The organism is Aquidulcibacter sp. (assembly GCF_044346625.1).
GTDB lineage: Bacteria > Pseudomonadota > Alphaproteobacteria > Caulobacterales > Aquidulcibacteraceae > Aquidulcibacter.
The window spans coordinates 24,522-35,845 of record NZ_JBIIYV010000033.1; the positions used below are offsets into that span (position 1 = coordinate 24,522).

The 11,324-nt window shown below is 57.6% G+C and carries 9 protein-coding genes and 1 tRNA gene; 7 read left to right on the forward strand and 3 right to left on the reverse strand.

What is annotated here, in order from left to right:
* Positions 1–97: 97 nt before the first annotated feature.
* The 4 genes from ACIQ20_RS09730 to ACIQ20_RS09745 are packed head-to-tail and all read left to right on the forward strand — an operon-like array spanning position 98 to position 6,808.
* On the forward strand, positions 98–1,111 hold the full coding sequence (locus ACIQ20_RS09730; protein ID WP_346383735.1) for a MoxR family ATPase: 1,014 nt from the start codon (positions 98–100) through the stop codon (positions 1,109–1,111).
* Positions 1,108–2,004, forward strand: a complete 897-nt coding sequence (locus ACIQ20_RS09735) for a DUF58 domain-containing protein (protein ID WP_346383734.1) — start codon at positions 1,108–1,110, stop codon at positions 2,002–2,004. The genes ACIQ20_RS09730 and ACIQ20_RS09735 overlap by 4 nt, the downstream gene beginning before the upstream one ends.
* 2 nt (positions 2,005–2,006) lie before the next feature.
* Complete coding sequence (locus ACIQ20_RS09740) at positions 2,007–4,760, forward strand: DUF4159 domain-containing protein (RefSeq protein ID WP_346383733.1); 2,754 nt, start codon at positions 2,007–2,009, stop codon at positions 4,758–4,760.
* 5 nt (positions 4,761–4,765) lie between these two features.
* On the forward strand, positions 4,766–6,808 hold the full coding sequence (locus tag ACIQ20_RS09745; protein ID WP_395779789.1) for a hypothetical protein: 2,043 nt from the start codon (positions 4,766–4,768) through the stop codon (positions 6,806–6,808).
* Here ACIQ20_RS09745 and ACIQ20_RS09750 read toward each other — a convergent pair.
* The gene (locus ACIQ20_RS09750) at positions 6,805–7,326 is read right to left on the reverse strand and encodes a GNAT family N-acetyltransferase (RefSeq protein ID WP_395779791.1); all 522 of its coding nucleotides are present in this window, start codon (positions 7,324–7,326) and stop codon (positions 6,805–6,807) included. The genes ACIQ20_RS09745 and ACIQ20_RS09750 overlap by 4 nt on opposite strands.
* 174 nt (positions 7,327–7,500) lie before the next feature.
* Between ACIQ20_RS09750 and ACIQ20_RS09755 the strand changes: the two genes are divergently transcribed.
* Positions 7,501–8,151, forward strand: coding sequence for an SOUL family heme-binding protein (locus ACIQ20_RS09755; protein WP_395779793.1), 651 nt, complete (start codon positions 7,501–7,503; stop codon positions 8,149–8,151).
* A 33-nt stretch (positions 8,152–8,184) separates the two neighbouring features.
* Here the strand turns inward: ACIQ20_RS09755 and ACIQ20_RS09760 are convergent.
* Both ACIQ20_RS09760 and ACIQ20_RS09765 read right to left on the reverse strand, forming a co-directional pair.
* Positions 8,185–8,259: transfer RNA gene (locus ACIQ20_RS09760), tRNA-Gln, on the reverse strand.
* A gap of 101 nt (positions 8,260–8,360) precedes the next feature.
* Entirely contained in the window at positions 8,361–8,975 is a 615-nt protein-coding gene (locus tag ACIQ20_RS09765; RefSeq protein WP_395779795.1) for a TetR/AcrR family transcriptional regulator, read from the reverse strand.
* Between the two features lie 102 nt (positions 8,976–9,077).
* Here ACIQ20_RS09765 and ACIQ20_RS09770 point away from each other — a divergent pair, with 102 nt between their 5' ends.
* Both ACIQ20_RS09770 and ACIQ20_RS09775 read left to right on the forward strand, forming a co-directional pair.
* Positions 9,078–10,397 carry a flavin monoamine oxidase family protein gene (locus ACIQ20_RS09770; RefSeq protein ID WP_395779797.1) on the forward strand — a complete coding sequence of 440 codons (1,320 nt, stop codon included), beginning with the start codon at positions 9,078–9,080 and terminating at the stop codon, positions 10,395–10,397.
* 125 nt (positions 10,398–10,522) lie between these two features.
* A partial coding sequence (locus ACIQ20_RS09775; protein ID WP_395779799.1) for a S49 family peptidase occupies positions 10,523–11,324 on the forward strand: 802 nt, incomplete at its 3' end.

Sequence of the window (11,324 nt, forward strand, 5' to 3'; positions counted from 1 at the left end):
CCAAGGGGATGACCAGATCAGGTCGCACTGATCGACACAAGAAACCTCTCTGAAAAGACACTCGCACAACACCCTTGAGTCAGGCTAGGCTAGGTCGATGAGTAATATGGCCAATCAAACACCATCCGACGAGACCACTGGACGCATTGATCGCGCCCTTGAAACCATTGCCGCGGTTCGCGCCGGCGTCGGGGGGGCGATCCTCGGGCAAGAGCGGGTGATTGATTTAACGCTCGCCACGATCTTGGCCGGTGGTCATGGCCTGCTCGTTGGCGCGCCGGGTCTTGCAAAGACCCGTCTGGTCGAGGCGGTAGCCATTGCAACGGGCCTTGATTGGGGCCGGGTACAGTTCACACCGGATTTGATGCCTTCCGATATCATCGGGTCGGAGATCTTGGATCAAGATAGCACTGGCAAACGCGATTTCCGCTTTGTGCGCGGCCCGGTGTTCACCAGCCTCTTGATGGCTGACGAAATCAACCGGGCGAGCCCACGTACCCAATCTGCGCTGCTGCAAGCCATGCAAGAAAGCCAAGTAACGGTCTCCGGCGTCACCTACAGCCTGCCGGAGCCATTCTTCGTGTTGGCGACGCAAAATCCAATTGAGCAAGAAGGTACCTATCCCTTGCCCGAAGCGCAGTTAGACCGCTTCTTGTTACAGATTGACGTGCCCTTCCCGGATCGGGAGACGGAGCGTCAAGTCTTACTGGCAACGACGGGCGATAGCGATTTAGTCGCAAAGCAAGCCCTAAAACCCGGTGAGCTGGCCACGCTTCAGAGCTTTGTGCGCACCATGCCCGTGGGCGAGAAAATCCTCGATGCGGTTCTCGACCTTGTCCGTTCTGCACGGCCAGAGAGCGCGACGGATCCTGAGATTCGTGACCTCGTTGCCTGGGGGCCGGGCCCGCGTGCAGGCCAAGCCTTGATCAAAGCCGCCAAAGCGCGCGCTTTCTTGCGTGGCCGGGTCAGCCCAAGTTTGGATGACGTGACCGCGGTTGCGCGCGCGGCCCTCGCCCACCGCATGGCGCTAACCTGGCGAGCACGTGCTGACGGCCTTGATTTGGCAAAACTGATTGACCGCTTGGTACAAGAGGCACTGCGACCCGCATGAAGGCGAGCCAACAGGCTTTTATCCCTGCCAAATTGGCTGGCGATGCCCAGATTTTGGCAAATGGCCTGCCTGCCCTTTTGATGGATGCACGCAAAACCGCTGTTAGCTTGATGCTAGGTGCCCATGGCCGACGCCGCGCTGGCATGGGTGAAGCCTTTTGGCAGCACCGCGAACTTCTCGATGGCGAGAACCTGCGGCAAGTCGACTGGCGACGATCTGCGCGCTCTGACCGGCTCTTTGTCCGCGAGATGGAACGTGAAAGCCCGGCCTCTTTGCAAATCTGGGTCGACACAAGACCATCGATGCTGTGGCGCAATCAGACCAGTCACCCCACCAAGGCTGAACGCGCTTTGGTGGTCGCACTCGCACTGGCCATGGCCGCAAAGGCGGGGGGTGAGCGGGTGAGCACGCTTCTGGGCGGCCAAGCACTGGGCCAAGAAGAAGCATTCCTAGAGGCTCTGATTAGCAGTGGCGCGCACTTTGACTCGCAAGCTCCGATTGATGATCGGAAGCAATCGCAAATCCTCATTGTAAGCGACGGACTTGAACCGATTGAGGTCTGGGCAGAGCGGTTGCGTCGCCTGTCATCGGGAGCCGTGCCCGTCCTCTTTGTCCTGATCCGCGACCCAGATGAGGAAGCCTTTCCATTTGAAGGCCGCGTATCTTTTATGGCGCCTGGAACCAACACGCCTGTGATCATCGGCCAAGCCGGTGCCGCGCGGGACGATTATCAGCGCATCTATCGGCTCCATGGCGAAGCACTTCGGGCTGCCCTTGCTGGTGCTCGGGGTCATTTGGTCACCCACGCCACTGACCAACCTGCTTTGCCAGTGACCCTACAGGCAGCGGCTTTGTTGGACGGTCGCGGGGCCTCCAGCCTCGGGGTGGGTTGAGCATGTTCACGCTTGGGCCTTTGGGCATCACGACCCCTTTAGCTTTGTTAGCATTGGCTGCCTTACCGCTGATTTGGCTGGTCATTCGCGCCTTGCCGCCCGCACCACGTGAACAGGTTTTTCCGCCTACAGCCCTCTTGGCCAAACTGCCAAACACCGAAGAAACCCCGAAAAAGACCCCGCCTTGGCTCGCTTGGTTTCGGATGATTGCCCTCAGTCTTCTGGTGCTTGGATTTGCAGGTCCGGTTCTCAATCCGATTACAACGCCCGATCCGCGGCCTTTGTTGATCGTGCTGGACGACGGTTGGACATCGGCCCCGGCGTGGCGTGCAGTCACAGAAGAAGCAGCCCAAACCGCCCGGGCAGCAAACGGTCCTGTCCGCCTTTTGTTGACGGCAAGTGGGCGCGGCCAATCTGGGCCGCTTGAGGTCTTAAGCCCAAATCAAGCCGCTGCGCGCATTCTCGCAGCTCAACCCAAGCCTATTTTGCCAAACCCTGTTTGGGCAACAAAGGCGCTGGCCAGTCTTCCAAAGGGCCAGCGCATTCTCTGGTTTTCAGACGGTGTGGACCATACTGGCAGCAAGGAATTTGCCAGCAAGTTGACTGAGCTTGGTGCTGTTGCGTTACGCAGCGTGCCGCAAGGCGCGGTCGCGATTACGCGTGCAGCAGCTACCTCCGAAGGCTACAGCCTTGGCCTGTTGGCAGGCCCGTCTACCAACAGGACGCAAAGGCTAGAGGTAGTGAATAGTCGCGGGCAGAGGTTGCGGGAGACCACGCAGCCTGTGGTTCCAACTGGGGTCAGCTTTGCTCTAGAATCCGTGATCATGCGCGATGTCGCGGCCTTACGCACCGCTGACGCACGCTCAGCCGGGGGCGTTTTTCTGCTGGATGCCTTTGACCGCCGCGTCCGCACCGGCTTGATTGCCGAGCGCCAAGACGATCAGCCCCTCCTCTCTGATGCCCATTATTTGGAAGAAGCACTCAAACCCTCAACCGATTTGACGCGCGCCAATCTCTCGCGCTTGGCAGAGGCCGGTCTGGATGCGTTGATCCTGCCGGATGCAGGCGAATTAGCGCCGCAAGACCAAGAGGCGTTGGAACGCTTTGTCCGGGCCGGCGGCCTTTTGATCAGAACGGCAGGGCCCAAGATATTGGCCGCGGGTCCAAGCCCACTGATCCCGGCCGCGCTTGGCCCTGAACCTCGCACGGTGCGCGGCAGCATGACGTGGGACAATGCTGGCAAGGTGGCCGCATTTGACCGAACGAGCCCTTTTGCTGGCTTACCCGTTCCAGACGATGCGCGCGTTACCCAAGTCGCGGTCTTGGCCCCTGAAACCGGCGAAGCCGCATCGGCGCCGACCCGCGATAACCAAGCGCTACAAATCTGGGCAAGGCTGTCGGACGGGACACCTTTGGTTACGGCACGGGGATTAGGCAAAGGCAAAGTCGTCTTGTTTCACACCACGGCAGGCCCAGCTTGGAGCGATGTAGCCTTTTCAGGCTTGCAGGTCGCCATGTTGCGTCGCGTGCTTGCCCAAGCAGCAACTAGCGCCATTCCAGCTAATTTTGTGGCTGGCACTGCGCCTTTGAAACCGGTCTTGGTGCTCGATGGCTTTGGCGCATTTCGCACGCCCGACCCCCAGATTCGTCCCATTCGAGCCGAGGACGTTCAAACGCTGCGGCCTAGCCTAGATCAGCCGCCAGGCATTTACGAAGGCGGTGGCGTGCGCTGGATCTTGCAAGCAGCCGCCCCCAATTTGCGGTTGGACCCTTTACCAGATTTGCCAAAGGTCGAACGCGTGGCGCAAGCCGAAAAGCAGCCTCAGTCGCTATCTGGTCCGCTCCTTGGCTTGGGCATGGTCCTTCTGCTGGCAGACATGCTCATCAGCCTCCTCCTTGCACAAAAATTTGCGGGGCTTAAGGCGCTTGGTTGGGCTCGCAAGAAGCGGCAGCCGAGCGCGACTTTGATAAGCCTTATGCTAGCCAGCCTTATGTTGTTTGGCGGCGCGCAAGAGGCCTTGGCGCAAAAAAATAAAGCCAGTCAGCGCCAAGGCGATCTCTCACTCGCCTACGTCAAAACAGGGGACGGAGCGCAGGACTTACAAACCCAAAGGGGCCTTGAAGGGCTTTCTCGGGCGCTACGTGATCGGACATCCGTGGAACCGGGTACCGTGATTGGCCTAGACCCGGCGCGAGACGATTTGGCGTTATATCCAATCCTATTCTGGACTTTAGGCGATAGCGTTACAGAAACCCGGCCCGAAGTGGCCAGTGCCTTAGACCGCTATATGAAAAACGGCGGCGTCTTGTTCATTGATTCCCGTGGTGCAGGCCGCACGCCAGCCATGGCACGCCAGATTACCCGCGCGGCCTTACGCGGCATAGAAGCCCCACCTTTGGCCCCCGTGCCAAGTGGCCACGTTCTGACCAAAGCCTTTTACATCCTTCAGCGCTTTCCCGGCCGCTATCCAGATGCGCGATTATGGGTTGAAACAGAGGCTTCTGCGGCAGCCAGTGCCAATGACGGCGTCTCGCCACTCATTCTTGGCGATGGTGACTGGGTCTCCGCTTGGGCCAAGGCCCCCAATGGCCTGCCGCAAGGTTTCGATGGAACGGGACCGAGCGCCAATGAAGTGTCGCTTCGGGTCGGCATCAATGTCGTTCTTTATGCGCTAACTGGCAATTACAAGGCCGATCAAGTCCATGCGCCCGCACTGTTGGAGCGACTGGGTCGCAGGCAGGAACAGCCACGATAATGGGCATGGACCTTATCAAACTGGGTTTTGACCCTTGGCTTCCGCCCGCAGTCCTCTTGGGCATCGCGATTGTGGGTCTGGTCTTGGTCGGCCTTTACGCGCGCTTGGGTGGCAAAGCACCAGTTACGCGCCTGTGCCTTTTGGTCGTCGCACTCATCGGTTTATCGGGTCCTAGCCAAATACAAGAAGAGCGTGTCGCCCTAACGGACATTGTCAGCATTTTGGTGGATCGTTCGGAGAGCATGGCTCTGTCTGATCGCACAAAAGGTGCCGAGGCCGCACTTAGCGCAGTGAAAGCGCGCTTAAGCCAAGTTGAAAATCTGGAAGTCCGCGTCACCGATTTTGATGGCGGAGGCGCAGGCACGGCCCTTGGCGCAGGCCTTGATCAAGCTTTTGCCGATATCCCGCCAGACCGGGTTGCAGGCGCGATTATCATCAGCGATGGTCGCTTTATCGACGGGGATGACGCGGCCCGCCCCTTCCCGCTGCATCAGGTCCTTGTTGGTAGCCCGCAAGAGCGCGACCGACGAATTGATCTGAGGTCAGCACCCAAGCAAGCGCCGATTGGTGAAATCACCAAGGTAATTGTACGGGTCGAAGATACGGATAGTTCGGTTCCTTTGACGGTTCGCGTCGGCACAGATGCGCCACAGACGCTAAACGTGCCGACAGGCGAAGATATCGTCATTGAAGTGCCAATTGCGCAACGCGGACTTGTGCCAATTGCCATTGAAACACCGGGGGTCGCCGGTGAAGTTTCAACCGCGAACAATGGGCTCGCGCTCTCGATCACGGGCGTTCGCGACCGTCTACGGGTCATGCTGGTGACAGGCCAGCCCTATGCGGGGTCACGGGCTTGGCGGAATCTCTTGAAGTCGGACCCAAGCGTGGATTTAGTTCAATTCACCATTCTCCGACCACCCGAGAAACAGGACTTTACGCCAACAGAGGAACTATCGCTGATCCCCTTCCCGACGCGGGAATTATTTCTCGACAAGATTGATAGTTTCGACTTGGTGGTTTTTGACCGCTTCTCGCGGCTTTCGGTTTTGCCGGACGCCTATCTCGACTCTGTCGCACAATGGGTAGAGGGTGGCGGGGCCTTTTTGATGCTGGCCGGGCCATCTGAAGGACTTGATGAAGGGGTACAGTCTACGCCATTGAGCCGCATTCTACCCGTGCAATCGCGTGGGGAACCGATTGAAACGGCGTTCCGACCCACCTTAACAGAACGCGGCCGCACCCATCCGGTTTCTGCCAGCTTGGCTGAGCAATCCGACACATGGGGCAAGTGGCTGCGCGTCCAACCATCTACTGCAACCGGGGACGTCTTGTTAGAAGGCGTGGGCGAACCTTTGCTGGTTTTAGGCCAAGTTGGCCGCGGACGCGTGGCTGCGGTGATGAGTGATCAGGCTTGGCTGTGGCGTCGGGGCTATGATGGTGGCGGCCCGTTTGATGAGCTTTTTCGCCGCACGGCCCATTGGCTAATGAAGGAAGCCGACCTCGAGGCAGATCGCCTCATTCTGGGCAGCCAGCTTGGCCGTCTTCTGATTGAGCGGCAAAGCGGCGAAGACCCAGGTCCTGTCCAAGTCACCTTGTCGGGCCAAACCTTCCCGGTCGCACTTTCTGCTGCTGGGCCAGGAGTTTGGCGGGGCGAGAGCCAGATGGCTAAGCCTGGACTGGTGTTTGTGCAATCGGGTGACAAAAGCGCTTTTATTGTCGCGGGCATTGGCAATCCCAACGAAGCGCGACTGTTAACAGCAGACCCCACGACGCTCGCAGACCCGCAAGCCAAGCAAGGTGGAGGGAGTGTGACGTGGGTTGGGTTAGCGGGTACTGGCCCCCTGCCCAACATCACCCGCTTAGGCAAGAGCCAGAAAGCCGGAACCGATGGGCTGGGTTTGAGGCGCTCAGGAGCCACCAGCGTGACCGCAACGAGCCGAAACGCGATGCTTCCGCCGTGGGTTTATGCGATCTTGCTGGTATCGCTGGCCCTGTTGAGCTGGTGGCGAGAGGGTAGGTTGACCCCTTCGCGCCGCAAACTTTAAAGCGCGGCTTGGATCAAGAGTTTGCCTGCTGGGATCGCTACGTCCAAGCCCGGGCTGGGGCGCCAAAGGAGGCGGTTTGGGTCAGCAGGCCCCGGCAGAATCATTTGCCCCTTCAGCACCCGCCTAAAGCCGTAGGGCTCAAAGAACGCGAGGTCGCCCACCAAAATGATTGGCAGGCCCGTTAGGTTATCACTGGCAGCTAGGCAGTCCTCGACCAGTTTGCCGCCCAAGCCTTGGCCCTGTTGATCCGGCGCAACCGCAATTGGTCCTAAGAACAACGCTTTATGGCCCTGATCGGTAACCAGAGGCCAGAGGCGGCATGCGCCGACGAGTTCGCCCGCTTCTGATATCGCCACGAAAGATACGTCGCGACGACAGCTGTTACCCTCGCGCAGGCGGGCAGCCGCTTTTGCATGTCGCCCTGGACCAAAGGCTAGGGCATACAGCGCTTCAGCGTCGGCATCATATACTGCGGCATCGGGTAACAGGTCAAAAGTCACAGTCAATTCTTGGGTCACTTCTGTCAATCAGAGCAGGACAATGCGCCTCAGGAACGCGCGCGATGCCTTAAAGGACATGAGCCCCCTATGAAAGGCGCAAATCACACTTTTAAATTTAAGTCTGGCAGCAAATAGGCTAGGCCCAAACGCGTGATGTTTGAACCAAATGCAGGCTGGGAACGTACTAAGATTATGACCAAATCTCTCCTGCGCCCCGCCCTCGCCCTTTTCCTGCCGTTGCTCAGCGCCATTGGCCTTGCAAGCCCTACGCAAGCAGACACACCTGAGCCTACCTTTAAGCGGGTTCTGCGCGACGGCACGTTCGAGATCCGAGATTATGATAGCCAAGTGGTCGCCGAAGTTCGCGTGCCGGAGGGGCGTGGCGATCCCGCAAATGCCGGCTTTAGGCCGTTAGCGCGTTATATCTTTGGCGGGAATAAACCACGTGCCAGCATCGCGATGACCGCTCCGGTCACCCGGCAGCAAGAAGGCCAGTCCATCGCCATGACCGCCCCAGTCACGCGTCAAGATGCTGGGGCAGAGTGGAAGGTGCGCTTTATCATGCCAGAAGGCTCAACGCTGGCGACAATGCCCGTCCCTAACGACCCAAATGTACGCTTGTTGGAAGAGCCGGCAAAGCGCTACGGCGTGATCACCTTCTCGGGCTTTGGCAGCCAAGCCACGATGGCACAAAAGAGTGAGGAATTGCGCACCTGGCTTCAAGGCAAAAAACTGACGCCGATGGGGGAACCGATCTTTGCGTCCTATGATCCGCCTTGGACTGCACCGTTTCTGCGCCGTCACGAAGTTTGGCTGGCGTTGGCCGTACCGGCCAAACCCTAAAAACAAACGAGATTTTGTATTGTGCGGAAAGAGTGGCTGGGGTGCTAGGGATCGAACCTAGGAATGTCGGTACCAAAAACCGATGCCTTACCGCTTGGCGACACCCCAAGAGAGGCAGGCAAATAGACGCGCTTGGCCTGCGGTGCAAGACTTTTGATCACATAAGCACTGCCATCCAACCTCAATACTGCCTTAGCTCTATCAAAGCCTCAGTTTAGCGAGCGCAGATAAGCAATAATCAAGGCGTCTAGCTCCGTTACCCAGTCACGCTTGGCTGCTGTGGGTAGCTTAACGGCCGCGGCGATGGCCGCATGGGTGGTCGCGATCAGCAGTTTACAAACAATGTCCAACCGAGTTTGATGGCCAGACGCTATGAACGGCTGCAACACGTCCTTCATCTTAAGGGAAACTTGGTCATCCTCGCCAAAGGCATAGCCAGTCCCCGCAAATATTCGATCCGATGCTTCTGTTAGTATGACATAAGCAGGATTGGCTTCGTAGAAAGCCAAGAATGGTGTGAGGAAATCACGACCAGCTTGTTCGATGGATGCTGGCGGATTTGCTGCTTGGCCCTGTACATTTCTCTCTGCAATGGCTTCAATTACGGCACCATATCTTTCTGCTAAAGCCGTCAAGAGTGCAGCGCGATTAGGAAAGAATTGGTAGAGCGAGCCCGGCGAAGTGGCCGCATGCTTTGCGACCATATCCATTCTAAGTCCCTCGGCCCCATGCACCAGAATCAAATCTGCTGCCGCATCCAAAAGCCGGTCCACTCGGCGCTGACCCCGATCTTGGCTTGGTGCTTTGGCTATCGAAACCGTCATCACCTATCTCTCCTCACGCATCGCGATTAGCCGTATTGACAATATGAGACTTATCTCATATTTGCAAATACGAGATTAATCTCATATTTTGGAGTGCCGCTCATGACCAATCTTCACCGCCGTGCCCTAGTCGGGGGCCTTACAGCTTCAACCTTGGCTTTTTCGGCGCAGGCCGGAGCGGTCACCGACACGGACGTGATTATCATAGGTGCTGGCGTCGCGGGCATTTCAGCGGCTCGACAGCTCAAGTCGGCTGGCATTCGCGCCATAGTCTTGGAGGCGAGAAACAGGATTGGCGGTCGTGTCTATACTGACACCCAAACGTTGGGCCGCTCGTTTGATCGCGGCGCTTATTGGCTGCATAACAAAGCAACCAACCCTTTAGTGCCCTTGGCGCGAACTAAAGGGATCGACTTGCTGGAAAGCAGCTATGACAATGGCAATATTTTTCATCAAGGAGCTCCAAGTACCAATCCGTCTTGGAAGGACGCGACAGAGGCCGTAGCAGCCTGGGAAATGCGCCAGCTTCTGCCCTTTGCCCGCCTAAATGATCGGGCTTTGGGTGCGACCTTACCCAATCCGAGCCCCGCGCAACGCCATGTCGCCAATATCTTTGCCGTGGAAATGGGCGAAGACCCAAGCTTGGTCTCGCTTCAAGGCTATTACGATCTTGAGGCAGGCGAAGACTTAATTCCGATAAACGGAATGGGACCACTGGTGCTGGGCTTATCAGGCGGGTTGAATGTTCGTCTAAACTGCCCCGTTTCGACGCTGCGCTGGAATGATACCCATGGCGTTACCGCCATCGGAAATTTCGGGCAGTTAACTGCAAGAAAAGTCATTATCACGGTGCCTACAGGCGTCCTGGCCCGCGGCACAATCCGGTTTGATCCGCCTCTCCCAAGCGCAAAGCAAACCGCACTGGCTAACTTGCCCATGGGAGCCTTGGAAAAAGTAGCCATGGTGCTGCCCGCACCCATGCCAGACTTGCCCGAATATGCCCTCTCCAATAGCCATATTCAAAAAGGCCAGTATCACGCGCTGGTGAGCGCACCAGATAAAGGCATGATTACGGCTTTGATCCCGGGTCCTGTATCGCGCGCCCTGTACCAAGAAGGCGCTGCAGCGCTAGAGGCCTTCGCGTTAGATGTACTCAAAAATGTGATCGGGACACAAGCGCGCGTAAGTGCTGCAAGCTCCACCAATTGGCAAGGTGACCCACTCGCCCTTGGCTCCTACCCCCATCAGACAGTAGGCCATGCCAATGCGCGAAAAATCTATTCGCAACCCGTTGAAGATCGACTGTTTTTCGCAGGTGATGGCGGTGACGATCCTTTGGCGGTCACTGTCGGCGGTGCATGGCGACAAGGCCAAAAAGCCGCCCAGTCTGTTGCTCGACAACTTAGTAAGGGGCGACGCTGAACACACTGTCGGCCTTGTATCTGGCGCTAGTCGAAGCAGTCGATTTCCTATATCACCAAGTATGATTAGAGTGCCTGCTCGGCTTATCTTTTGAACCAGATGGCGCGGGCACCGTGGAGGTCAGGGTGAAGCAATTTTTTATTACAATCGCAGGCGTCTTTTTGGGCCTCGTTTTATTTTTTATCCTGATCCCGATCATTTTGGTGGCATCGGTTGCGGGCTCCAGTGCGCCCGTCACCCCTTCCCACACCGTGTTGAGCCTTGATCTGCGCGGCCCGGTGACCGACGTCCCTCCCAACTCACCATTTGCAGGCTTTGCCGGCGGCACCGCAGTCGTCGATATTGTGCGGAAACTGCAGGCAGCAGAGACGGATGGCAGCGTAAAGGGCCTGTTTGTGCGCGCCAGCGAAGGCGGCATGGCCCCCGCCCATGCAGAAGAAATTCGTCAAGCCATGATCGACTTCAAGGCAACGGGTAAGTTCGTTATCGTGCATGCGCAAGGCTTTGAATATCCAACGCTCTCCAACTATGTGGCGGTATCTGGGGCGAGTGAATTGTGGATGCAAGGCACGACAGACTTTGCCGCAACTGGCATCGTGGCCGAGACCTTGTTCTTGGGCGGCTTTATGGAGAAGTTTGGTATTCTGCCCCAGTTCGAACAATTCAAAGAATATAAGAACGCGGTCAACACCTATACCGAGAAAACCTTTAATGCCCCACACCGCGAAGCCACGACGGCTATGCTGGGCAGCATTTACAATGCTTTCTTGGCCTCAACCGCCTTTGACCGCAAAATGCCTGTCGAAGCGATGAAGGCAGCTCTTGACCAAGCACCCTTGTCTGCCGAAGCCGCGCTACAGGCCAAGCTAATCGACAAAATTGGTCAGCCTGAAGAGGCAGGAGAGGCAGCACTTACCCGGGCTGGCG